The sequence below is a fragment of the Streptomyces sp. NPDC018610 genome (genome assembly GCF_044391765.1).
Taxonomy (GTDB): domain Bacteria; phylum Actinomycetota; class Actinomycetes; order Streptomycetales; family Streptomycetaceae; genus Streptomyces.
In genome coordinates this window covers 555,978-579,086 of the sequence record NZ_JBISAL010000001.1, presented here as the reverse complement: position 1 = coordinate 579,086, position 23,109 = coordinate 555,978, and the positions used below count along the sequence as shown (strand labels likewise).

The window sequence follows — 23,109 nt, the reverse complement described above, 5'->3', positions numbered from 1 at the left end:
GCCTAGTTAGATGTGCTAACTAGCTGCGCTAACGAATGCTAGCCCGGTGCATGAGCCTCCGCGGTGGATTTCCGCCACGCGCTGCCGCGCCTGTCGCCCCTACGACTCCACCGAGGGCGCCGAACCCGGCAGCGGACGGCCCGCCGACTCCGCCATGAACCACACCGCCGCGCCGCCGATCAGCGACGCCGCCATCATGTAGTACGCGGGCATCATCATGTTGCCGGTCGCGCCGATCAGGGCCGTGACCACCAGCGGGGTCGTGCCGCCGAAGAGCGAGACGGAGACGTTGAAGCCGATCGACAGGGAGCCGTAGCGCACCCGGGTCGGGAACAGGGCCGGCAGCGCCGCCGGCATCGCCGCCGTGAAGCAGACCAGCAGCAGACCCAGCGCGGCCATGCCGAGGCCCACCGCCGCCAGGCTGCCCTGGCGGATCAGCAGCAGCGCCGGGACGGACAGGAACAGGAAGCCCACGCAGCCGGCCGCGATCACCGGACGGCGGCCCACCCGGTCGGTCAGCGCGCCCGCGAACGGCTGGACGATCATCATCAGCGCCATCACGGCCAGCACGACCAGCAGGCCGTGGGTCTCGTCGTACTTCAGCACGCTGGTCAGATAGCTGGGCATGTACGACAGCAGCATGTAGTCGGTGACGTTGAAGACCAGGACCAGGCCGACGCAGAGCAGCAGCGCCTTCCACTGGCCCGCGACCATCTCGCGCAGCGGCACCTTCGGGCGTTCCGACTCGGCCTTGTCCACCTCGGCGGCGAACGCCGGGGTCTCCTCCAGGCGCATCCGCAGGTAGAGGCCGATGATGCCCATCGGGCCCGCGACCAGGAACGGGATCCGCCAGCCCCAGGACGTCAGGTCGTCCGAGGACAGCAGCGCCGTCATCAGCGTCACCAGGCCCGCGCCGCCGATGTAGCCGGCCAGCGTGCCGAACTCCAGCCAGCTGCCGAGGAAGCCGCGCCGCTTGTCCGGGGCGTACTCGGCGATGAAGGTGGAGGCGCCGGCGTACTCGCCGCCGGTGGAGAAGCCCTGCACCAGCCGCGCGGCCAGCAGCAGGATCGGCGCACCCACGCCGATCGTCCCGTACGACGGGATCAGGCCGATCGCGAAGGTGCCCACGGCCATCATGATCATCGTGACGGCCAGCACCTTCTGGCGGCCCACCCGGTCGCCGAGCGGGCCGAAGACCATGCCGCCCAGCGGGCGGACCAGGAACGCCGCCGCGAAGGCGCCGAACGTGGACAGCAGCTGCGCCGTCGGGTTGCCGGAGGGGAAGAAGACCTTGCCCAGGGTCACCGCGATGTAGCTGTAGACACCGAAGTCGAACCATTCCATCGCGTTGCCCAGCGCGGCGGCCTTCACGGCGCGCCTGACGAGCGCCGGGTCGGTGACGGTGGGGGCGCGGCGGTTCTTGGTGAGGGACACGGACCGGGGGGCGGTGACTGTGGCAACCGACAAGGCTTCGCTCGCCTGCCTTTCGACGGGGACAGGGACACGGCCCACGCGGCGACACCGTCGTGCGGACCGGAACGGCCCGCACGGGGCAGGCCGAAAATCGACCATACGACCGCTTGACCCCGTTACGTACCGTACGCGCATCGGTGCGTAGGGCACCTAAACACCGGATACGCAGGGACATCTGCCCGAATACGGCCGCCTCCCACAGCCCCGCGCTGTGATCCTTGTCGCGCCCCACAGCGGGAACCGGACAGCCGACGCACTATCGTCATCCGGACAAAGGATGACTTGCCGCCCGGTCGGAAGGCGAGGCCACCGCCGCGGAACAGAGGGGCGGGGCCGTCACGTCCGGCCGGACACCGGGCAGACGACAGAGGAAGACGGGGGTTTCCGCGTCTTTCCGGGGATCGGCGAGCTTCACGAAGTTCACAGGGATTCCGGCGCGCGTGCGCGCGGGACGTACTGGGCGGGAGGCCGACGGGGCGTGGCGGACGCGGAGCGCAGCCAAGGAACGGCAGGGGCGGGAGCGTTCGGAGCGGCGGCCGCCTCGCCCAGACCCGGCCTGCACGCGGCCCGCCTGGGCCTCTGGCTGATCGTCGGACTCCTCGCGATACGACAGGTGGCCGTCGTCCTCGCCACCCCCCGCGCGCAACGGCTCACCGACCTGGAGACCTGGGTCGGCCCGAGAGGCGTCCTGCACGTCAAGGGGTCGCTGTACGACTCGTCCCGCTTCACCGGCACCCCCTTCGGCGGCCTGGTCCTCAAACCGCTGACCAAGGCCGCCGAGGACGCCCTCGGCTGGGGCTGGACCTTCGGCACCCTGCTGCTGGTGGCCGCCCTCGGCCTGATCGCCGCCCGCGCCCTGCCCCAGCCGGCCGGCCGGCGCACCTCGCTGCTCGCCGCGCCCGTCGCGATCAGCCTGCTCATGCTGTCGCTGCCGGTGCGCGACGCGCTCTGGCTCGGCCAGACCAGCATCATCCCGGTGCTGCTCGTCCTCCTCGGCTGCTTCGTCGTCCGCGGCCGGCGGGCCGGCGGCGCCCTGATCGGCCTCGCCGCCGCCCTCCAGCCCACCATGCTGCTGTTCGCGCCCCTGCTGTGGTGCACCGGCCGCAAGAGGGCCGCCACCTGGACCGGCGCCACGTTCGCCGTGTGCACCGCGCTCGCCTGGGCCGCGTTGCCGCACGACTCCCACACCTACTGGGTCCACCACATGGCGGGCGTCGGCCTCGGCGGCCGCGCCGACGCCCTCGGCAACCAGTCCCTGCACGGCGCGCTGCTGCGGTTCGGCCTGACCGGCCCGCTGGAGATCGCCCTCTACCTGGCGCTCGGCGTGGTCGTCGCCGTCCTCGGCGCCCACCGCGCCGTGCGCTACGCCCGCGACGGGCAGCTGCTGCTCGCGGTCGCCGTCACCGGCTGCGCGGCGATCGCCGTCTCGCCCACCGCCTGGCAGCACCAGCTGCTGTGGGTGCTGCTCGCGGTCGTCGGCCGCGCCGGCCGCCGCGCCTCGGACCGCTACGTCTGGCCGGTCGCCGTCGTCCTGGTCATGACGCTCCCGGCGAGGATGCTGCTGCCGAACATGGCGGTCATGACCCCGCTGCGCGACAACATGGTCCTGCTGGCCGCGCTGGCCGCAGCGACGTCCGTCCCCTTCCTGTCCCGCACCTCCGAGCACTACCTGACCCCGGTCCCCACCCGGTACGCCACCCCGGCCCCGGAGCGCCGGCGCAACCTGCCGGTTTCCTTCCCGCGCAGGGTCCTCACCCGGCCCAACCTGCTCCTGGAACTCCTCGGCACCCGCGTCACCTACGCCGCCTACCAGCAGGTGCGGCTGGCGGCGACCGGCGGCACCAACTCCGGCGGCCGGGTCCGCGCCGAGCGCCACGGCCACTGGATCCTGTCCGCGGAGCGGTTCCTGCACATCGACGTCGAGCACGCGGTCAACCACGCCGTCGTCAAGGTCGACTGGCTCCGTGACTTCTTCGACTTCTATTACGAGTCGTTCCACTTCGTGGTCCCGCTGACCGTGCTCGGCGTCCTGTACTGGCGCCGCCCGGCCGACTACCGCTGGGCGCGCGCGGCCCTCGGCTTCGCCACCCTCCTCGCCCTGGCCGGCTTCTGGCTGTTCCCGCTGGCCCCGCCCCGCCTGATGCCGACCCTCGGCGTCATCGACACGGTCCACGGCGTCCAGGACTTCTCCAAGCCCGACTACGGCACCCTGACCGCCCTCACCAACCAGTACGCGGCGATGCCGTCCCTGCACTTCGGGTGGGCGCTGTGGTGCGGGCTGGTGATCGCGATCCTCGCCCCCAGGGGGTGGATGAAGGCCCTGGCCCTCCTCCACCCCTTCCTCACCCTCTCGGCCATCATCGCCACCGGCAACCACTGGGTCCTGGACGCGGCGGGCGGCGCGGCGGTCGTCATCTGCGGCTTCGCCCTCGCACAGGCACTGCGGGGCCCCCGCGCCACGAACGGCCCCACCGGGAGAAGCGCGGGGAAGCGAGGACGAGGACCGCGGTCCGGTGAGGCGACGCCCGGCGCGGAACCGGAGCGGTCAGCTTCCGGCCCGGGGCGGTCGGCGCCTCTGTGACCTGGGCTTTCGCCGCTGGGTGAGGGCGTTGTCAGTGGGGCGGTCTAGGGTGGGCGCAGACAGTGACAGTGTGTGTCTGGGGGAATGATGAGCACACTTCAGGACCGGTCCCGCACGGCTCTCCTCGTCGTGGACGTGCAGAAGGACGTCGTCCGCGAGGCGCACGCCCGTGACGCGGTCGTGGCGAACATCGCCGCTCTGGTCGAGCGGGCCCGGCGGGAGGGCGTGCCCGTGGTGTGGGTCCAGCACTCCGACGAGGAGCTGGTGAAGGGGACCGACGGCTGGCGGATCGTGCCCGAGCTGGTGCCGGGCGACGGCGAACCGCTGGTGCACAAGAACTACGGCGACTCCTTCGAGGACACCACCCTGGAGACCGTGCTGTCGGGGCTCGGGGTCGGCCGGCTCGTCGTGACCGGGTCGGAGACCGACGCCTGCGTCCGCTCCACCCTGCACGGCGCGTTCGTCCGGGGCTACGACACGATCCTCGTCTCCGACGCCCACACGGCGGGGGACAAGACGCGCTGGGGCGCGCCGCCGGTGGACCAGGTCATAGCCCACACCAACCTGTACTGGAGCTTCCAGCGGGCGCCGGGGCGCACGGCCGGGGTCGTCGCGGCCGAGGACGTCGACTTCGGCGGCGGCAAGGGCCCCGGGGGCCGGTAGGTCACTCGCGCCCCGAGGTCGCCACCGCCAGTACGCCCGCCGCCAGAGCCGAGACCAGCAGCGGCGTGCCGAGGTCGCGGTGGAGCACCAGCCACGCGCCCAGGGCGGCGCCGGCGAGCATCGCGAGGACGGCCGCCGTGCGGCGCGGGGAGCGGTGGCCGGTGCCGCCGGCCGCGCGGGAATCGGAGGCGAGGCCGGTCAGGGTCATCGTCAGGACGGTGGTCGTCAGGTCCGCGACGCCCAGTTTGCGGACCGTGGCGTTGCGCAGGCCCATCGCGAAGGCGGTCAGGGCGATCAGCGCGTACGCCGTCGCGGCGGCGCCCGGCGCGGCGAAGGCGACCGCCGCCGACGCCCCGACCAGCACCGCTTCCGCGGCCAGCGTCACCCGTGCCCAGATGCGGCGCGACACACCGCCGTAGCGGGCCGCGACCCGGCCGCCGGCCAGCGCGCCGACGAGGAAGCAGACCAGCGAGGTGGCGGTGTGCGGGATCGAGAAGCCGGGGGCGCCGACGGCGGCGAAGCCGAGGACGACCACGTTGCCGGTCATGTTCGCGGTGAAGACGTGGCCGAGGCCCAGGTAGCCGACCGCGTCGATCATCCCGCTGACCACCGTCAGCCCCAGCAGCACGACGACCAGGCGCAGACCGCGGGCCTCGGGGTCGTCCGGGCGTGCGCCGCCCGGACGGTCGCCGTGCGGCTGTGCGTCCGCTGTCATGGGACCAGGGAAGCAGAAGCGCGGGCGGGCCGCGGCCGGACACGGCGAAGGCGGCGGCCCGGGGATCGGGGGCCGCCGCCTTCACGAGTGCCGCGAGGTGGCTCGGGCCGGGGTCGCCGGCGCCGGCTCCTCGCGGCAAGGGTGGCACGGGGACTGAGGGATGGCTCAGTACCAGCCGTTGGCCTGCCAGAAGTTCCAGGCCTGGGCCGGGCTGCCGTACCGCGAGTTCATGTAGTCCAGACCCCACTTGATCTGCGTCTTGGGGTTGGTCTTCCAGTCGGCGCCGGCCGAGGACATCTTCGAGGCCGGCAGCGCCTGGACCAGGCCGTAGGCGCCGGAGGAGGAGTTGGTGGCGTGGATGTTCCAGCCGCTCTCGTGCTCGACGATGTGGCTGAAGGCGTTGTACTGCGCGGCGTCCGGGATCATCTGGTGCGCGATCGTCTGCGCGTCGGCGGCCGAGCCGGTGGCGGTGGCCGCGTGGGCGGGGGCCGAGGAGAGGGCCATGCCGAGGGCGGCGGTGGCCACGGCGGCGGTGGAGAGGGCCTTCTTCGGGGTGGCGATGCGGCGGATGAAGGAGACGGACACGGAGAACCTCTTGCGTCGGGGACGGGGGATCGCGGACAGCCGGAGCCCGCGGAGGCGGGGGAGGGACTGTCTGGCGCCGCGACCCGTGAGGACCGTCGGCTCCTTGCGACGGGCTCCAGAGAAGCAGCCGGGAAAAAAGGGCGCAACCACCCCTTTTACTAGTTGTCGTCGCATCCCGGGCGGCGGGTGTCCGTGTGAGCGGCGTCTCAAAGCGCAGGTCGGCGCGGGGAAAGGCGCGGACGCGCCAGGCTCGTGGATCTACGGCCGGACTTCGTAGGTGATGCGGGTCATGTGGGGTGCTTCACCGGGCCGGTCACGGTCGGATGCGCCCGGGGCACGCACGGTTCACCGGGTCGGCGCGTCGAAGGTGACCGCCGTCTCGAAGGCGGCCCGCCGGGTCGCCCGGCGCAGCGCCCTGAGGACCGCCGGGCCGACGACGAGCGTCAGCACCACGGTGACGACGGCCCGGCCGAGGTCCCACCCGAGGGAGGTGGCCAGGCAGTAGGCCACGAACCGGGCCAGGTTGGCGGGGACCGCCGCGTGCGGGTCGAAGGCGATGGAGGAGGCGAGGGCGCCCATGAAGGGCCAGCCCGCCAGGTTCATGACCGTGCCGTAGGCGAAGGCGGCGAGGAAGCCGTAGAGGCCCAGCATCAGCAGTTCCGCGCGGCCGCGCAGGCGGTCCGGGCCGGGCAGCAGACCGGCGCCCATCGTGAACCACCCCATCGCCAGCATCTGGAACGGCAGCCACGGGCCCACCCCGCCGGTGAGCAGCGCGGAGGCGAACATCGTCACCGAGCCGAGCACATAGCCGAAGCCCGGCCCGAGGACGCGCCCGCTCAGCACCATCAGGAAAAACATCGGCTCCAGGCCGGCCGTCCCGGCGCCGATCGGGCGCAGCGCCGCGCCCGTCGCGGCCAGTACGCCGAGCATGGCGACGGCCTTCGGGCCGAGCCCCGACTCGGAGATCGTCGCCGCGACCACGGCGACGAGCAGCACGAGCAGGCCCGCGAAGAGCCACGGGGCGTCCTGCGCGTGCGCGCTGAGCCGAGAGGTCGGCGGGGCCAGGAAGGGCCAGGTGAAGCCGGCCGCGCCGACCGCGCTCACCAGGAGGAGCGCGGCCACGGAGCGGGGGCCGAGCCGGACCGCGCGGGCCTGGACGGCGGCGCGCGCCTCGGTGGCGGTGCGGGTGAGGCCCATCCGCGGTGAGGTGCGGTCGGTCATGCCAGCGCCTCGCGGACCTGGGCGACCGTGAGCCACCGCTGCGGGGCGAGGATCTTGGTGACCTGGGGGGCGTAGGAGGGGGAGGAGACGACGACCTCGGCGGTCGGGCCGTCGGCGATCACCTCGCCCTCGGCGAGCAGCACCACCCGGTGGGCGAGCTCCGCGGCCAGCTCCACGTCGTGCGTGGCGAGCACGATCGCGTGGCCGGCGGAGGCCAGCGCGCGCAGTTCGGCGACCAGGCGGGCCTTCGCGCCGTAGTCGAGGCCGCGGGTCGGCTCGTCCAGGAGGAGCAGCGGCGGGCGGGCGGCGAGGACGACGGCGAGGGCGAGCGCCAGCCGCTGGCCCTCGGACAGGTCGCGGGGGTGGGTGGTGTCCGTGACGCCGGGCAGCAGCTCGGAGACCAGGGCGCGGCAGGTGCCGGGAGCGGCCTGAGCGTCCTGGTCGGCCGCGGCGCACTCGGCGGCGACCGTGTCGGCGTACAGGAGATCGCGGGGCTCCTGCGGGACCAGTCCGACGCGGCGGACCAGCTCGCGGGGCGGGGTGCGGTGCGGCGCCGCCCCGCCGACGCGGACCTGCCCGGCCGAGGGCTGCACCAGACCCACCAGCGAGCCGAGCAGGGTGGACTTGCCGGCGCCGTTGCGGCCCATCAGGGCGATGGTCTCGCCGGGCGCGACGGTCAGGTCCACGTGCCGCAGCGCCTGGACTCCGTCGCGGCGCACGGCGAGGGAGCGGACCTCGGCGACGAGGCCCTCGCCGACGGGAGCGGCGCCCCGGCGACGCAGGCGCAGGCGGGAGCGGGAACGTGGGCGGACCGCGAGGCGTGACGCGGGGGCGTCCGCGTCCGGCAGGGACGAAGAACCGGGCGCGGCCCCGTCCGACGGGAGCGCTGTCGCGGAGGCGGTCGGACCCGGTGCGGAGGCTGCCGCGGGGCCGGTCGGGCCCGGTGAGGGTGCGGCCGCCGGGGGCGCTGTGTCCGACGCGGGCCGGGGCGCGGGGGCCGCCGGGTCCGGCGCGGGTGCGTCCGTGGGGGACGTGGCGGCCGGCCCGGCGGGAGCTTGGCCGGCAGCGGCAGCGGCAGCGGCAGCGGCAGGAGTAGGAGCAGGAGCGGGAAGGGCGGGGGCGGCGGGGGTCCGGCCGGCCAGGCGTTCCCGCAGGTCGGCCGCGCGACGGCGGGCGTCGCGCACGGTCAGCGGCAGCGGTGACCAGCCGGCGAGCCGGCCCAGGTCCACCACCGGCGGGTACACCGGCGACACGGCCATGACGTCGGCCGGGGCGCCCGGCTGAGGGGCGGCGCCCGGCGCGGGCAGCAGGACGACCTGGTCGGCGTACTGCACGACGCGCTCGAGGCGGTGCTCGGCCATGAGGACGGTCGTGCCGAGGTCGTGCACGAGGCGCTGGAGGACGGCGAGGACCTCCTCGGCGGCGGCCGGGTCGAGGGCCGAGGTCGGCTCGTCCAGGACGAGGACCCGCGGGTGCGGGGTGAGGACCGAGCCGATCGCGACGCGCTGCTGCTGGCCGCCGGAGAGGGTGGCGATGGAGCGGTCGCGCAGTCCGGCCAGCCCCAGCAGGTCCAGCGTCTCCTCCACGCGCCGCCGCATCACGTCCGGGGCCAGGCCCAGCGACTCCATGCCGTAGGCGAGTTCGTCCTCCACGGTGTCGGTGACGAAGTGCGACAGCGGGTCCTGGCCGACCGTGCCGACGACGTCGGCCAGTTCGCGCGGCTTGTGGGTGCGGGTGTCGCGGCCGGCCACGGTGACCCGGCCGCGCAGGGTGCCGCCGGTGAAGTGCGGCACGAGTCCGCTCACCGCGCCGAGGACCGTGGACTTGCCGACGCCGGACGGCCCGACCAGCAGCACGAGTTCGCCCTCGGGCACCTCGAAGTCCACTCCGGCGACGGTGGGTCCGGCGGCCCCGTCGTAGGTCACGGAGACATCCTCGAAGCGGATCACGACGGCTCCTTGGGAAGAACACGGGCGGGCGCGGCGAACGCCGGGACCAGACCGAGGAGTACGGCCGCGGCGGGCCACAGCGGGAGAGCGGGCGCGACCAGCGGGACGACCCCGGGGTGCAGGGCCTCCGGGTCGCGGGCGGCGGCCAGGGTCAGCAGGGCGGCGACCGCCACTCCGGAGCCGGCGACGAGGCAGGACCGGGGGTTCCAGGCGTCGGGGCGGTAGCGGGTGCGCGGCGAGCGGCGGCCGCCGAGCCACAGCCCGGCGAGGGCGGCGGCGAGGCCGGCGAGCAGCACGGGCAGCCCGTACGTGCCGCCCTCCGCGGTGAGCAGCCCGTACGTGCCCGCGCAGACGCCGAGCAGACCGCCGAGGGTGAGGACGCCGGTGGTGCGGCGCACCGCGGGCGTCACCTCGGCGGTGCGGCCGTAGCCGCGGGAGTCCATCGCGGCGGCCAGGGCCACGGACCGCTCCAGCGCGCCCTCCAGGACCGGAAGCCCGACGTGCAGCAGGCCGCGCAGGCCGCGGTCGGGCCGGCCGCGCAGCCGGCGGGCGGCGCGCAGCCGGCGGCCGTCGGCGACCAGGTACGGGGCGAAGGTGAGCGCGACGACCACGGCGACGCCCATCTCGTACAGGGCGCCGGGCAGCGACTTCAGCAGCCGGGCGGGCGCGGCGAGGGCGTTGGCGGCGCCGACGCAGACCAGCAGGGTGGCCAGCTTCAGGCCGTCGTACAGGGCGAACAGCAGCGCCTCCGCCGTCACCCGGCCGCCCAGGCGGATGCCCTGCGCCCAGTGCGGCAACGGCACTTCGGGGAGGGTGACGAGCACGTGCGTGCCCGGGATGGGCGAGCCGAGGACGACGGCGAAGAGCAGGCGGATGACGAGGACGGCGAGGCCGAGGCGGACGAAGGCGGTGTAGGAGCGGGCCGAGGGCGTGTTCGGCCGGCAGGTGACCACGACGTACGCGGACACCACGAGCAGCAGGGCCAGCAGGAGGGGGTCGGTGGTCCGGGTGGCCCCGGTGCCGAGGGCGAGCGCCCACACCCACCAGGCCCCGGCGTGCACCCCGGGCGCCCGGCGCGCGCCCGGACGGGCGGCGGCGCCGCGCAGGCCCGGCCCGGCGGGCGCCCGGCGTGCGCGCCCGCCGACGGGCTTCCCCCGTGCGCCCGCGTCGCCGGCCGCCGGTCCGGCGCCCGCGCTCAGCGCGTCGCGCGTCCGGCCGCCGGGCGCCGTGGACGGGCCGGGCGCGGCCGGCGGCGTCCGTGCGTCCGCGCCGTCCGGCGTGCTACGCATTCCGGCGCCGCCGGGCCTGCCAGACGGCCGCTCCGGCCAGGACGACGACGACCGCGCCGCCCGCGACGAGACCGACCGAGGGGCCGCCGTTCCCGTCCGGCGCGGCCTTGTCGCCGGGCGCGCCGCTCGCGGCGGCCGTGTCCCCGTCGCCGCCCTTGCCCGCCGTGCCGGAGACCTGTTCGCCGCAGCCCTTGGCCGGGTAGCCGGCGATCGCGCACAGCAGCGCGTCGGTGTCGTAGCGCAGGGGCTTGGCGACCGCCGCCAGGGCTTCCGCCGTGGTGGCGTCGGAGGGCACGCGGGCGCAGGCGGTGCGCGGGGCGGGCGGCGTCTCGCCGGACGGGGCGTCGGCCCGCGTGCCGAAGTCGAGGACGAGGGCCACCCGCTTCAGGCCGTGCCGGGCCTCGGTGCCGGCGCAGATGGCGGCGAAGTCGGCGGCGCCGCGCGGCTTGGCGGCGTCCTGGGAGTCCTCGCTCACCGCGAAGCGCATGCCCTGCACGTCGCCGTCCGAGGGGCGGGCCGTCGAGGGGCCCTGGGTGGCGTACGTCCACCGGTCGCCGTCGCGGTCCCAGAAGGACCAGTAGCGGTAGCCGACGGCCTGCGCCGGCCCCGCGCCCGCCGCCACCAGCAGGGCGGCGGCCAGGAGCAGGACCGGCAGTGCGGACAGCGCGCGCGGGCGGCCGGTCACGGCCGGCGCCCCTGCGCGTTCCCGCGCCGGGTCAGCATGAATCCGACGGCGATGACGACGAGGAGGAAGGCGCCCCCGGCCCACCACACGGCGTGGTTGTCGCCGCTCTTCGACGGCGTGCCGTCCTCGGCGGCCTCGGGCGCGGCGGTGGCCTGCGGCGCGGGGCCCGTGGCGTCGAGCGCCTTCACCAGGTCCAGGCCGCCGAAGTCGCGCGGGTCGGTGCCGGTGGCGTGGGCGGCGAGGACGAGCTGGGCGTAGGCGGCGGGTCCGCCCTGCCTGGCCCACGCCTCGGAGTGCTTCTCCAGCCACTCCAGCGGCTTCCTCGCCCGCGCGGCCCCGCCCTGCGCGGACAGGGCGACGACGGCGTCGGCGGTGTTGCCGTAGTCCGGCTGGGCGGTGGCGCCGGGCAGGACGGAGGTGAGGTAGCCGTGCTCGGCGACGGCGTGCGCGAGGTAGGCGGCGCCGTTGGCGGCGGCCTGCGCGGCGGTCGGCTTGCCGGAGCCGGCGCACCGGGCGGCCTCGCCCGTGCCCTTGCCCGCGGTGGCCGCCAAGCCCTGGCCGAGGGCGGCGACGACACCGGCGGCCGTCGCGTCCGCGTTGGCGGCCAGCTCGCCCTTCTTGTCCGGCTGGTAGGCGAACGCGCCCGCGCCGTCACCCGAGCACGGCAGGGCGAGGCCGAGCAGCGCGTCGTAAGGGGACTTGCCGTCCTTCAGGACGGTGGCGGGCTTCTCGCCGACGGCGCTGAGCGCGCCGATGACGACCGAGGTGGAGTTGGTGTCGCTGGGCCCGCCGGGCGTGTAGCCCCAGCCGCCGTCCTTGTTCTGCGCGGACTTCAGCCAGGCGAGGGCCTTGCCGGTGGCGGCGTCGTGGCCGCCGAGCGCGGCGAGGGCCTGGACGGCGGCGGCCGTGCTGTTGGTGTCGACCATCACCTTGGCGTCGCAGGCGCGGGCCGGCTCGGCGCGGAAGGCGGCGAACGCGCCGTTCGCGCACTGCTGTCCGGTCAGCCAGTCCACCGCCCGCGCGGCGGGCCGCACACCGGCCGTGTGCTGGGCGAGCAGGGCGAGGGACTGGCGCCAGACGCCGTCGTACTCGGGGTCGGTGCTGCCGTAGAGCCCGGAGGGCAGGGCGGCCGGCCTGGAGGGGGAGGAGGACGGCGAACCGGCGGCGAAGGCGGGCGTCGGTATGCCGATCACGGCGACGGCGGCCAGGGCCGCGGCGCAGCGGCAGATGTTCATGATCGGCGGATGCCTCTCCCTGTGGGGAGCCTGGCAGCACGGGGCACCCCCGCGGCTCGGGCTCCGTATACCTCGACGGTGCCGTGCGGCGGCGGGCGCCGGCGCACGTGAGCCGGTCACGCGTACGAGGCAGTCCGGCTCGCCGCGTCGGGAGCGGCTCACGGTTGCGGGTCAGCGCCGGATTCGCACCGGCTTCCCCTGTACGGCTGTGATGACGACGCCGCCACTCTACCGGCCCGTGGTAAGGCCCCCGAGGGGCGGCCACGGCTCCGTCGATCGACCGATTTTCCTGGTTCTGTGGGGTTGCGTACCGGTTCGGGAGGGCTATTCTGGAAGTGGCCTACGAGGCGAGTGAGGGAGTTCGACCGGAGTAGCCGACTTTGGCGAGACGCTGAGGCATCCGCCGGGGCCGACGTCGACGGTCGGGCTGAGAGGCCGGAAAGCCGCAAGGACTGGGCAGGACGGCGACCCCCAAGTACCTGATCCGGACAATGCCGGCGAAGGGAACCCGTCTCGTAGGTTTTCTCATGCCCTGGGCGCCACTGGACCCGCATGGGTGGCCGCGTCCGCGGCCGCGCTGGTGGCCGTGCCCGGCGAGGACCCGGACCGTGCCTGCCCCGCCGGTGTCCTCGACCCGGAGTCCGGCTCCGGCCCCGGTTCCGTCAGGCCGATCAGCCGGCACGCCGTCGCTATGTCCGTCTCGACCTGGGCGGCCGAGGCGCGGCCGGCGAGCCAGGTGATCAGGGCCGAGTGCCAGGTGTGCTCGATCACGCGGACCGCGGAGAGCTGTTCGCCGGTGGGCTCCTCGCGGCCCATCGCCTCCAGGATGATCGCCGTGGTCCGGCACAGGACCCGCTCCACCTCGGTGGCGACGCCGCTGTCCGCGAAGGTCAGGGCGCGGACCATCGCGTCGGCGAGCCGGGGTTCGCGCTGGAGGGCGCGGAAGGTGCGGATCAGGGTCTCCGTCACCCGTTCGGCGGCACTCGCGCCGGCCGGCGGCTTCTCGCGCAGCGTGCCGTGCATCCGCCCCAGCTGGTCGTGCATCGTGGCCACCAGCAGGTGCACCTTCGAGGGGAAGTACCGGTAGAGCGTGCCGAGCGCGACCTGCGAGGACTCCGCCACCTCGCGCATCTGCACCGCCTCGAAGCCGCCCCGGCAGGCCAGCTCGGCGCTCGCGTCCAGGATGCGGCGCCGGCGGGCCTCCTGCCGCTCGCTGAGGGGCGCCGAGTGAGCGCGCGTGGCGCGGGTTTCCGCAGGCATGGGTCCCGTTCCGTGACAGTCGGTGAGGGCGTGCGACCAGACAGCATGCCAGGGCCGCGGCCGTGGCGTGAATCACCCGATCCACCGCCTTGCGGCGAGGCTACCTGCCGGTAGATTCGGAGCCTCCTGGACGATCAAGTCTGAAACTTGTTCTAGATCGACGACCCGACGTAGTCTCGCGGGACAGCGCAGTCAGAAGGGGGCCCGGAGTGTCCGCTGAGGCCAGTCAGGCGGGGTCCCCGGAGGGCGTCGCCGCCGACGGCGAGCGACCGCTCAGGATCGCGCTCCTCACCTACAAGGGAAACCCGTTCTGCGGCGGCCAGGGCGTCTACGTCCGTCACCTCTCCCGGGAGCTGGCCCGCCTCGGCCACCGGGTGGAGGTCATCGGGGCCCAGCCCTACCCCGTGCTCGACGTCCTCGACGGCGCCCCCGGCGACCGCCTGGGCCTGACCGAGCTGCCCAGCCTCGACCTCTACCGCCAGCCGGACCCCTTCCGCACGCCGGGGCGCGACGAGTACCGCGACTGGATCGACGCGCTGGAGGTCGCCACCATGTGGACCGGCGGCTTCCCCGAGCCGCTCACCTTCTCCCTGCGCGCCCGTCGCCATCTGCGCGGACGGCGCGGCGAGTTCGACGTCGTGCACGACAACCAGACGCTCGGCTACGGACTCCTCGGCGACGTCGGCGCCCCCTTGGTGACCACGATCCACCACCCCATCACCGTGGACCGGCAGCTGGAGCTGGACGCCGCCGAGACCCGGCAGCGGCGGTGGTCCGTACGCCGCTGGTACGCCTTCACCCGCATGCAGAAGCGCGTCGCGCGCCGGCTGCCGTCCGTGCTCACCGTCTCCGGCACCTCCCGCCAGGAGATCGTCGACCACCTCGGAGTGCGCGCCGACCGCATCCACGTCGTCCACATCGGCGCCGACACCGAACTCTTCTCGCCCGACCCGTCGGTGCCGCAGGTGCCCGGCCGGATCGTGACCACCTCCAGCGCGGACGTGCCGCTCAAGGGGCTGGTCTTCCTCGTCGAGGCGCTGGCGAAGGTGCGCGCGGAACACCCGGCGGCGCACCTCGTCGTCGTCGGCAAGCGGGCCGAGGACGGCCCCGTCGCCCAGGCCATCGAGCGGTACGGCCTGGAGGGCGCCGTCGAGTTCGTCAAGGGCATCTCGGACGCCGAACTGGTCGACCTGGTCCGCTCGGCCGAGGTGGCGTGCGTGCCCTCGCTGTACGAGGGGTTCTCGCTGCCGGCTGCCGAGGCGATGGCCACGGGCACGCCGCTGGTCGCCACGACCGGCGGGGCGATCCCGGAGGTCGCCGGGCGCGACGGCGAGACCTGCCTCGCGGTGCCGCCGGGGGAGCCCGGCGCGCTGGCCGCCGCGCTGAGCCGGCTGCTGGGCGACCCCGGGCTGCGCGCGCGCCTCGGCGCGGCCGGACGGGAGCGGGTCCTCGCCCACTTCACCTGGGCGCGGGCCGCCGAGGGCACCGTGGCCCGCTACCGGGAGGCCATCGCGGGCTCCGCCGGTCCGGCGAAGGGGCCCGCGGGCCGCTCCTCCGGGTCCCGGGCCGCCGGCCCCTCCGCGACCCCGACCTCCAGCCGTCTCGCCGCCTCCGAGGAGGCGGGCGACCACTCCGAGCACTCCGAAAGCAGGGCCACGTGCTGACCGTCGACTTCTCCCGGTTCCCGCTCGCCCCGGGCGACCGCGTCCTGGACCTCGGCTGCGGTGCCGGCCGGCACGCGTTCGAGTGCTACCGGCGCGGCGCCCAGGTCGTGGCGCTGGACCAGAACGGCGAGGAGATCCGCGAGGTCGCCAAGTGGTTCGCCGCGATGAAGGAGGCCGGGGAGGCGCCCGCCGGGGCCACCGCCACCGCCATGCGGGGCGACGCCCTCGCCCTGCCCTTCCCCGACGAGTCCTTCGACGTCGTCATCATCTCCGAGGTGATGGAGCACATCCCCGACGACAAGGGCGTCCTCGCCGAGATGGTGCGCGTGCTCCGGCCCGGCGGCCGCATCGCGATCACCGTCCCGCGCTACGGCCCCGAGAAGGTCTGCTGGGCCCTGTCCGACGCCTACCACGAGGTCGAGGGCGGCCACATCCGCATCTACAAGGCGGACGAGCTGCTCGCCAGGATCCGCGAGGCCGGCCTGAAGCCGTACGGCACGCACCACGCGCACGCGCTGCACTCGCCGTACTGGTGGCTGAAGTGCGCCTTCGGCGTCGACAACGACAAGGCGCTGCCGGTGCGCGCGTACCACAAGCTGCTGGTCTGGGACATCATGAAGAAGCCGCTGGCCACGCGGCTGGCCGAGCGGGCGCTCAACCCGGTCGTCGGCAAGAGCTTCGTGGCCTACGCCACCAAGCCGCACCTGCCCCGGGCGGCCGCCAAGTGACCACGCCCCGGACAGAACACCTCGTCCTGCCCGGGGTCCTCACCGCCGAGCAGGCCGCCGCCACCGTGGCCGGCGTCCTCGCCGCCCAGCGGGAGGACGGGGCGATCCCCTGGTTCCGCGGCCACCACCTCGACCCGTGGGACCACGTCGAGGCCGCGATGGCGCTGGACGCCGCGGGCGAGCACGAGGCCGCCGAACGGGCGTACGCCTGGCTGGCCCGGCACCAGCTGCCCGACGGCTCCTGGTACGCGGCCTACGCGGACGGCGCGCACGACGACGTCACCGACCGCGGCCGGGAGACGAACTTCGTCGCCTACGTCGCCGTGGGCGTCTGGCACCACTACCTCTCCACCGGCGACGACACCTTCCTGGACCGCATGTGGCCGGTGGTGTACGCGGCGGTCGAGTTCGTGCTGAGGCTCCAGCAGCCCGGCGGACAGATCGGCTGGAAACGGGAGGACGACGGCACCGCCACCGCGGACGCGCTGCTGACCGGCTCCTCCTCGATGCACCACGCGCTGTGCTGCGCGCTCGCCATCGCCGAGCAGCGCGAAGAGCCGCAGCCCGACTGGGAGTTGGCGGTCGGCGCGCTGCGGCACGCGATCCGTCGGCACCCGGAGCGGTTCCTCGACAAGGACCGCTACTCGATGGACTGGTACTACCCGGTCCTCGGCGGGGCGCTCACGGGCGTCGAGGCCAAGGAACGCATCGAGGCCGGGTGGGACCGCTTCGTGGTGCCCGGGCTCGGGGTGCGCTGCGTGGTGCCCAACCCGTGGGTGACCGGCGGCGAGTCGGCCGAACTCGCCCTCACCCTGTGGGCGGTGGGCGAGTCCGACCGCGCCCTGGACGTGCTGAAGTCGATCCAGCACCTGCGGGACGCGCGGACGGGCCTGTACTGGACGGGCTACGTCTTCGCCGACGACGCCGTATGGCCGCGGGAACTGACCACGTGGACGGCCGGCTCCCTGCTCCTGGCCGTGGCCGCGCTCGGCGGCCACGAGCCCACCTGCACGGTCTTCGCGGGCGACCGCCTGCCCAGGGGCCTGGACCCGGACTGCTGCGACTGAGCCGGCCCGGCGGGGGCGGGCGCCGGCCGCGGACGGCTGTGACGGACCGCGAACCCCGCCCGGGCGCGGTCAGTTGCGGTGCATGCGGTTGGCGATGGCGTGGCCGACGAACAGGTACACGACGGCCGCCAGGCCATAGCCCGCGACGACCCGGGCCCACGCCCTGTCGAACGTGAAGAGGTCCCGGGACCAGCCGGCGAGCCAGTCGGCCGCGTCATGGACGAGCCGTACCAGGTCGTTGGCCCGGTTGGCGTCCAGCAGGTACATCAGTATCCACAGTCCGAGGATGACGGCCATGATGTCCGCGACCACCGCGATGACCGTTCCGGCGGAGTTGGAACCCGTGCGATATCGAGGGGACATGTCCTTCGACTGCCCCGCGCTCGCGGTTGAAACCTGTAATGGGCACGGGGAGTGACACGGGCGGCACGTCCTGTGTGCTGTTTCAGCATGTTTGCCCCGGTTCACACGGAGCGGCGGAGTACCCGGAGCAACTCGATTCGGAGGACACCGTGCCCGTACCGATACGGCGCCTCGCTGTGGCGCTCACCCTCTGCTGCGCCCTGCTCGCCGGCTCCACCGCGTGGGCCACGAGCCAGGGCGCAGGGCAGCGGACCGAACCCGCGGCCGTCGTCGCGGCAGCCACACCCTCTCCGACCACGTCCGCGGAGAAGCAGAAGTTCGCCAAGACCCGTTTCGTGGCCAACGCGGGCCTCGCGGCCGGCGCCACCTACGAGTGGATCTGGAAACCGTACAAGGAGGGCAAGTTCAAGAAGGGCGCGCACGGCCGGAAGTGGACACTGGTCAAGGCCGGCCTCGCCGGCGCGTTCACGTACAACCGGCTCAAGGCCGCCACGCGCAACGCGCAGGGCGACCCGACGCTCTCCAAGGCGCTCGCCCCGCTCAACGCGGCCATCGCCAGTCTGAAGGACCTGCCCGCCAAGCTCCGCAAGGGCGACGGCTCGGCGGCCAAGAGCTTCAACGACACCATCAACAAGGTGAAGGACGCGGGGAAGGACGCTGGGGCGCCGGTCCAGAACAAGGTGCCGTCCACCTCGGACCTGAAGAACGGCGCCAACGCCAACGGCTGACGCGCGGTTCGCCGCACGCACGGCGACGGCCCCCCGCCCGAGAGCGAGGGGCCGCAGGACCGTCGGGCCCGACGAACGGCTCCGGTCAGCCGCGCTGGATGTCGGTGGCGTCCTGAAGGACACCACGGCGGCCGTCCTGCATCTCCGTCAGCAGGCCCTGGCCGCGCTGCTCCACCGCCAGGTACCAGGTGCCCGGCGCGAGTTCGGCGATCGGGGTGGGCGCGCCGTCCTCCCCGAACAGCGGACGCGGCGCGGGCACCGCGTACCAGAACGGCGAGAACGGCGCCGGGGACTGGGGCGCCGCCGCGGTGGCACCGCCCCCGGCCTGCGGCGCCTGCGGCTGCTGACCGGCGTAGGGCTGGGCCGCCTGCGGGGCGCCGTAGGGGGCCTGCTGGGCGCCCGGGTAGCCGTAACCGCCGGGCGGCTGCGCGCCGTAGGGCTGCGGCGCGGCGGGACGGGGAGCCCCGACCAGCGCGGCCTGCAGGGCGGGGACCAGCGGCGTGGCGATGGCGGCGGCGGCCAGGACGAGCGCCGCGATGAAGCCGAGGATCAGGCCCGCGCCGGCGTCGATGCCGTCGGGAACGTCCACCAGCGACCAGAAGAACGTCCACACGGAGAGGATCGTGAAGGCCACGCCGACCGTGCCGAGGTCCAGGCCGGCCACCTTGCGGGGCTGCGGGAGGCAGCGGTTGAGGACGATCAGGGCGGCGCCGATGACGGCCCCCATGTACAGGCCGAGGCCGGTCCCGAGGGACTCCCACGAGCTCCGGCTGTCCGAGTAGCCGGAGACGGAGTAGGAGTAGTAGTCCAGGAACGACGCGATGAACAGCAACACCGCTGCTCCGATCACCACGCCGTCGCCCCGAGTGAGGGAGCGGATATTCACGTCAGGTCCTTCGTAGGTCGTCTCGTCGTCGGTAGAGGCGTCGCTGTCACCATGTCGCCAACAGGCCTGGTGTGAAGCGTGGGGGTGGCCCCTCATCGTACGGGTGACACTATCGCCCGCATGGCGGGGCTGTCCGCTCCGATGGGCGCGCGGGCCCTCACCCGCCCAGGAAACTCACGATTCCCTCAGAGATCCCCTCCGCCGCCTTCTGCCGCCAGTTCCCGCTGGTGAGCCGTGCCGCGTCCACACTGTCGCGCATGTTGCCGCACTCGATGAAGACCTTGGGAACCGTTGACAGATTGAGACCACCCAGGTCCTGACGGGTGTCCAGACCGGTGCCTCCGCCGATGTAGTTGGACGGCGGCTCGCCCGTGACGCGGACGAAGTCGCCCGCGATCATCGTCCCGAGCCTCTTCGACGCGGCGGCGATCGGGCGGGTGTCGGCGGCCCCGGAGTGCACGGCCGCCGGGAGGATGACGTGGAAGCCGCGGTTGCCCGCCGCCGAGCCGTCGGCGTGCAGGGAGATCGCGGCGTCCGCGTGCGCGTCGTTGCCGATCCGCGCCCGCTCGTCGACGCACGGGCCCCAGGACGGGGTGCCGTCGTCGTGCGTCAACTTCACCGTGGCGCCCTGCTGTTCGAGCAGTGTGCGCAGCCGGTGCGCCACGTCGAGGGTGAACTGGGCCTCCGGGTAACCGGCGTTGGTGGAGGTGCCGGTGGTGTCGCACTCCTTCCGGTTGGTGCCGATGTCCACCTTGCGGTTGATCTCGGCCGGGTGCCGGAAGTTGCCCGGGTTGTGGCCCGGGTCGATGACGACGACCTTCCCCCTGAGCGGGCCGCGGAGGGCGGGCCCGCCGGACCGCTTGCCGTCGTCGTCCGCCGGGGCGGAGGAGCCGGCCGGGGCGGAGGACCGGGACGGCGAACCCGGCGCCGAGGGCGGCGTCGCGGCGGCCGGTCCGGACGGCGACCCGCTCGCCGCCGACCGCGCGGCCGCCCGGTCGGAACCGGGGCCGCCGGAGGAGTCGGAGGACGCCGTCGCCTCGTACACGAGCCAGCCCAGCAGCGCGCCGGACACCAGGGCGACACCGGCGACGGCCGGCCAGCGGCGGGGGCGGTCGGGGCGGCCGGACAGCTCGGGCCGCGGAGGTTCGAAGTCGGGGCCTGTGTACGACACGGAGCGACTCTAACCGCGGGCCGTGACGGCCGCTTCGGTTCGCCGCAGGACGCGCAGCGAGCCGGTCACCGAGACCTCGGTGAACTCGCTGGACTCCAGGGCCCGCAGGTACACGCGGTACGGGGCCTGCCCGGTGAACTCGTCCCGCGGGTCCGGGAACACGTCGTGGATGACGAGCAGTCCGCCCACCGTCACGTGCGGCGCCCAGCCCGCGTAGTCCGCCCCGGCGTGCTCGTCGGTGTGGCCGCCGTCGACGAAGACCAGGCCCAGCGGGGTGTTCCACAGCGCGGCGATCTGTGGCGAGCGGCCGACGAGCGCCACCACGTGCTCCTCCAGCCCCGCCCGGTGCAGCGTGCGCCGGAACGTGGGCAGCGTGTCCATCAGCCCGATCTCGGGATCGACCGTCTCCGGGTCGTGGTACTCCCAGCCCGGCTGCTGCTCCTCGCTGCCGCGGTGGTGGTCGACGGTGAGGGCGGTGACGCCGGCCTGCCGGGCGGCGTCGGCGAGCAGGACCGTGGAGCGCCCGCAGTACGTGCCGACCTCCAGCAGCGGCAGGCCGAGCCGGCCGGCCTCCACCGCCGCCGCGTACAGGGCGAGCCCCTCGTCCACGGGCATGAAGCCCTTCGCGGCCTCGAACGCGGCCAGGATGTCGGGTTTCGGTGCCGCGGTCATGTGGCGGGGGTCCTTCCGGTCGTACGTGCGTTCCGGGCGACCATGCTGCCGCACCCGCTGTCGGCGGGGCGACAGCGGGTGCGGTGGTGTGCGTCTCAGGCGCCCCCGGTCCCGGCGGCGGCCGGTGTCAGGCGGTGACCGACTCGCCCGGCAGGGACAGATCCAGGTCGACCGGGCGGTCGTCGCCCGCGTGGGTCGCCGCGGAGGCGTGCGGGCCGTGACCGTGGGCGCGGGCCGCCAGCACATAGGGGCCCTGGGCCGGGACCGCGAGGACGTAGCTGCCGTCCGCCGCGGAGAGCGTGGCGCCGGCCTGCCGGCCGCGGTGGTCGATCAGGGTGACCTTGGCGCGGGCCACCGGGGCGCCGCCGGCGTCCAGGACCCGACCGCGGAAGCCCCGCAGCGCCTCCTCGGCACGGGCCAGGTTGGCGTCCTCCTCGCTGCTCGCGCGCAGTTGCGGGACGGTCGAGCGGTTCGGCTTCGGCAGGCACAGGGCCAGCACCAGGCCGAGGGCGACGGCAGCGGTGGCGATCAGGAAGGAGATGCGGAAGCCGTGCATGGTCGGCACCGCCACGCCGCCGACGTGGTGGGCGGTGTTGGCCAGCACCATGCCGATGACCGCGCTCGACACCGAGGTGCCGATGGACCGCATCAGGGTGTTGAGGCCGTTGGCCGCACCGGTCTCGGAGGCCGGGACCGCGCCGACGATCAGCGCGGGCAGCGAGGAGTAGGCGAGGCCGATGCCGGCGCCGAGCATCAGGGAGGTGACCACGGTCTGCCAGGCCGCGTCCATCAGGCCCAGGCCGCCGCCGTAGCCGATCGCGATGATCAGCAGGCCGATGATCAGGGTGACCTTGGGGCCGTAGCGGGCCGACAGGCGGGCGTAGACGGGCGCGGTGAACATCATCGTCAGGCCCAGCGGAGCCACGCACAGACCCGCGACGACCATCGACTGGCCCAGGCCGTAACCGGTGGCGGTGGGCAGCTGGAGCAGCTGGGGCAGGACGAGGGAGACGACGTAGAAGGCGACGCCGACCATGATCGAGGCGAGGTTGGTGAGCAGCACCTCGCGGCGCGCGGTGGTGCGCAGGTCGACCAGCGGGGCGGCGAGGCGCAGCTCCAGCACGCCCCACAGCAGCAGGACGGCGGCCGCGGCGCCGAACAGGCCGAGCGTGGTGGCCGAGGACCAGCCCCAGTCGCTGCCCTTGGAGATGGGCAGCAGGAACAGCACCAGACCGGCCGACAGGCCGAGCGCGCCCAGCAGGTCGAAGGAGCCCTCGGCGCGCATCGGCGACTCGGGGACCGTCAGCAGGGTGAGGACGATGGACAGGACGCCGAGGCCGGCGGCGCCGTAGAAGAGGGCGTGCCAGTTCGTGTGCTGGGCGACCAGGGCGGCGGCGGGCAGCGCCAGTCCGCCGCCGACGCCGATCGAGGAACTCATCAGCGCCATCGAGGAGCCGAGCTTCTCGCGCGGCAGCATGTCGCGCATCAGGCCGATGCCGAGCGGGATCGCGCCCATGGCGAAGCCCTGGAGGGTGCGGCCCACGATCATGGGGAGCAGTGCGCTGGTGAACGCGCTGACCAGGGCGCCGACGACCATGACCGTGAGGCTGGCTATCAGCATGCGGCGCTTGCCGTACAGGTCGCCGAGGCGGCCCATGATCGGCGTGGCCACGGCGCCCGAGAGAAGGGTGGAGGTCAGGACCCAGGTGGCGTTGCTGGGCGAGGTGTCCAGCAGCTGCGGCAGGTCCTTGATGACCGGGACGAGCAGGGTCTGCATCACCGCGACAACGATGCCCGCGAAGGCGAGCACCGGGACGACGGCCCCGCTCGCGCTGCGCGTGGGCCGTTCGGTCGTCGTGAGCGTCATTGAGGGTGGCCTCCAGGCCGTCGTCGGAGAGTCGGTGAGTGGGTCGCTGATCACCGGGACCAGTGCCGGGTGAAACCTCGTACGCCTGGGCGACTATTCCGATGCTTCGGCGTACTAACGAATTCTTGACCGTTCCGAGAGGAAGTGACAGGGCGTCAGAAGGGGTGAGCGGGTGCGGGGAGGGGCGGGGAGGGGGTGAGCGCGTGCCGGTGACCGCGGGGTGCGCGCCGGGGTGAGGGGTGTGGCGGGCGCGGGATGTGCGCCGGGGTGAGGGGTGTGGCGGGCGCGGGATGCGCGCCGGGGTGAG

At 74.2% G+C, this 23,109-nt stretch carries 20 protein-coding genes and 2 riboswitches; of the genes, 6 read left to right on the top strand and 14 right to left on the bottom strand.

Annotated elements, in window-relative coordinates:
* Positions 1-99 precede the first annotated feature (99 nt).
* A complete protein-coding gene (proP, locus tag ACH5A8_RS02595) occupies positions 100-1,572 on the bottom strand; it encodes a glycine betaine/L-proline transporter ProP (protein ID WP_398997128.1) in 1,473 nt (490 codons plus the stop codon).
* Between the two features lie 379 nt (positions 1,573-1,951).
* On the opposite strand from proP, the gene ACH5A8_RS02590 reads away from it, so the two are divergent.
* Together ACH5A8_RS02590 and ACH5A8_RS02585 are read left to right on the top strand one after the other, a co-directional pair.
* Positions 1,952-4,054 carry a bifunctional glycosyltransferase 87/phosphatase PAP2 family protein gene (locus ACH5A8_RS02590; RefSeq protein WP_398997126.1) on the top strand — a complete coding sequence of 701 codons (2,103 nt, stop codon included), beginning with the start codon at positions 1,952-1,954 and terminating at the stop codon, positions 4,052-4,054.
* Between the two features lie 87 nt (positions 4,055-4,141).
* Positions 4,142-4,717 carry a cysteine hydrolase family protein gene (locus ACH5A8_RS02585; protein ID WP_398997124.1) on the top strand — a complete coding sequence of 192 codons (576 nt, stop codon included), beginning with the start codon at positions 4,142-4,144 and terminating at the stop codon, positions 4,715-4,717.
* Between the two features lies 1 nt (position 4,718).
* Here the strand turns inward: ACH5A8_RS02585 and ACH5A8_RS02580 are convergent, their stop codons facing one another.
* The 8 genes from ACH5A8_RS02580 to ACH5A8_RS02545 form a co-directional block, all read right to left on the bottom strand.
* A complete protein-coding gene (locus ACH5A8_RS02580) occupies positions 4,719-5,432 on the bottom strand; it encodes a YoaK family protein (RefSeq protein ID WP_398997122.1) in 714 nt (237 codons plus the stop codon).
* Between the two features lie 165 nt (positions 5,433-5,597).
* The gene (locus ACH5A8_RS02575; protein WP_398997120.1) at positions 5,598-6,017 is read right to left on the bottom strand and encodes a transglycosylase SLT domain-containing protein; all 420 of its coding nucleotides are present in this window, start codon (positions 6,015-6,017) and stop codon (positions 5,598-5,600) included.
* A 345-nt stretch (positions 6,018-6,362) separates the two neighbouring features.
* On the bottom strand, positions 6,363-7,214 hold the full coding sequence (locus tag ACH5A8_RS02570) for an ECF transporter S component (RefSeq protein ID WP_398998239.1): 852 nt from the start codon (positions 7,212-7,214) through the stop codon (positions 6,363-6,365).
* Between the two features lie 20 nt (positions 7,215-7,234).
* The gene (locus tag ACH5A8_RS02565; protein ID WP_398997118.1) at positions 7,235-9,187 is read right to left on the bottom strand and encodes an ABC transporter ATP-binding protein; all 1,953 of its coding nucleotides are present in this window, start codon (positions 9,185-9,187) and stop codon (positions 7,235-7,237) included.
* Positions 9,184-10,476: a CbiQ family ECF transporter T component gene (locus tag ACH5A8_RS02560; RefSeq protein WP_398997115.1), complete on the bottom strand. Its 1,293-nt coding sequence runs from the start codon at positions 10,474-10,476 to the stop codon at positions 9,184-9,186. The genes ACH5A8_RS02565 and ACH5A8_RS02560 overlap by 4 nt, the downstream gene beginning before the upstream one ends.
* Positions 10,469-11,161, bottom strand: coding sequence for an SCO2322 family protein (locus ACH5A8_RS02555; protein WP_398997112.1), 693 nt, complete (start codon positions 11,159-11,161; stop codon positions 10,469-10,471). The genes ACH5A8_RS02560 and ACH5A8_RS02555 overlap by 8 nt, the downstream gene beginning before the upstream one ends.
* Positions 11,158-12,396: a prenyltransferase/squalene oxidase repeat-containing protein gene (locus tag ACH5A8_RS02550; protein ID WP_398997110.1), complete on the bottom strand. Its 1,239-nt coding sequence runs from the start codon at positions 12,394-12,396 to the stop codon at positions 11,158-11,160. Before ACH5A8_RS02550 ends, ACH5A8_RS02555 begins: the two co-directional genes overlap by 4 nt.
* Before the next feature lie 110 nt (positions 12,397-12,506).
* A riboswitch (cobalamin riboswitch) is annotated at positions 12,507-12,639 on the bottom strand.
* A 100-nt stretch (positions 12,640-12,739) separates the two neighbouring features.
* A riboswitch (TPP riboswitch) is annotated at positions 12,740-12,919 on the top strand.
* A 2-nt stretch (positions 12,920-12,921) separates the two neighbouring features.
* Positions 12,922-13,656: a TetR family transcriptional regulator gene (locus ACH5A8_RS02545; protein ID WP_398997108.1), complete on the bottom strand. Its 735-nt coding sequence runs from the start codon at positions 13,654-13,656 to the stop codon at positions 12,922-12,924.
* Positions 13,657-13,865: 209 nt separating this feature from the next.
* Between ACH5A8_RS02545 and ACH5A8_RS02540 the strand changes: the two genes are divergently transcribed.
* Genes ACH5A8_RS02540 through ACH5A8_RS02530 form a run of 3 tightly spaced genes read left to right on the top strand, consistent with a single transcriptional unit; the run spans position 13,866 to position 17,115 of the window.
* Positions 13,866-15,320, top strand: coding sequence for a glycosyltransferase family 4 protein (locus ACH5A8_RS02540; RefSeq protein ID WP_398997106.1), 1,455 nt, complete (start codon positions 13,866-13,868; stop codon positions 15,318-15,320).
* Complete coding sequence (locus ACH5A8_RS02535) at positions 15,314-16,048, top strand: class I SAM-dependent methyltransferase (protein WP_398997104.1); 735 nt, start codon at positions 15,314-15,316, stop codon at positions 16,046-16,048. The genes ACH5A8_RS02540 and ACH5A8_RS02535 overlap by 7 nt, the downstream gene beginning before the upstream one ends.
* Positions 16,045-17,115: a prenyltransferase/squalene oxidase repeat-containing protein gene (locus ACH5A8_RS02530; RefSeq protein ID WP_398997102.1), complete on the top strand. Its 1,071-nt coding sequence runs from the start codon at positions 16,045-16,047 to the stop codon at positions 17,113-17,115. The genes ACH5A8_RS02535 and ACH5A8_RS02530 overlap by 4 nt, the downstream gene beginning before the upstream one ends.
* Before the next feature lie 69 nt (positions 17,116-17,184).
* Here the strand turns inward: ACH5A8_RS02530 and ACH5A8_RS02525 are convergent, their stop codons facing one another.
* On the bottom strand, positions 17,185-17,478 hold the full coding sequence (locus ACH5A8_RS02525) for a hypothetical protein (RefSeq protein ID WP_398997100.1): 294 nt from the start codon (positions 17,476-17,478) through the stop codon (positions 17,185-17,187).
* A 149-nt stretch (positions 17,479-17,627) separates the two neighbouring features.
* On the opposite strand from ACH5A8_RS02525, the gene ACH5A8_RS02520 reads away from it, so the two are divergent.
* The gene (locus ACH5A8_RS02520; RefSeq protein WP_398997098.1) at positions 17,628-18,206 is read left to right on the top strand and encodes a hypothetical protein; all 579 of its coding nucleotides are present in this window, start codon (positions 17,628-17,630) and stop codon (positions 18,204-18,206) included.
* A gap of 85 nt (positions 18,207-18,291) precedes the next feature.
* Here ACH5A8_RS02520 and ACH5A8_RS02515 read toward each other — a convergent pair whose 3' ends face one another.
* The 4 genes from ACH5A8_RS02515 to ACH5A8_RS02500 all read right to left on the bottom strand — a co-directional run bounded on the left by ACH5A8_RS02515 (position 18,292) and on the right by ACH5A8_RS02500 (position 22,802).
* Entirely contained in the window at positions 18,292-19,092 is an 801-nt protein-coding gene (locus ACH5A8_RS02515; RefSeq protein WP_398997096.1) for a DUF5336 domain-containing protein, read from the bottom strand.
* Between the two features lie 157 nt (positions 19,093-19,249).
* Entirely contained in the window at positions 19,250-20,263 is a 1,014-nt protein-coding gene (locus ACH5A8_RS02510) for an N-acetylmuramoyl-L-alanine amidase (protein WP_398997095.1), read from the bottom strand.
* 9 nt (positions 20,264-20,272) lie between these two features.
* Positions 20,273-20,935, bottom strand: a complete 663-nt coding sequence (locus ACH5A8_RS02505; RefSeq protein ID WP_398997093.1) for a class I SAM-dependent methyltransferase — start codon at positions 20,933-20,935, stop codon at positions 20,273-20,275.
* 127 nt (positions 20,936-21,062) lie between these two features.
* A complete protein-coding gene (locus ACH5A8_RS02500; protein ID WP_398997092.1) occupies positions 21,063-22,802 on the bottom strand; it encodes an MFS transporter in 1,740 nt (579 codons plus the stop codon).
* Positions 22,803-23,109 lie beyond the last annotated feature (307 nt).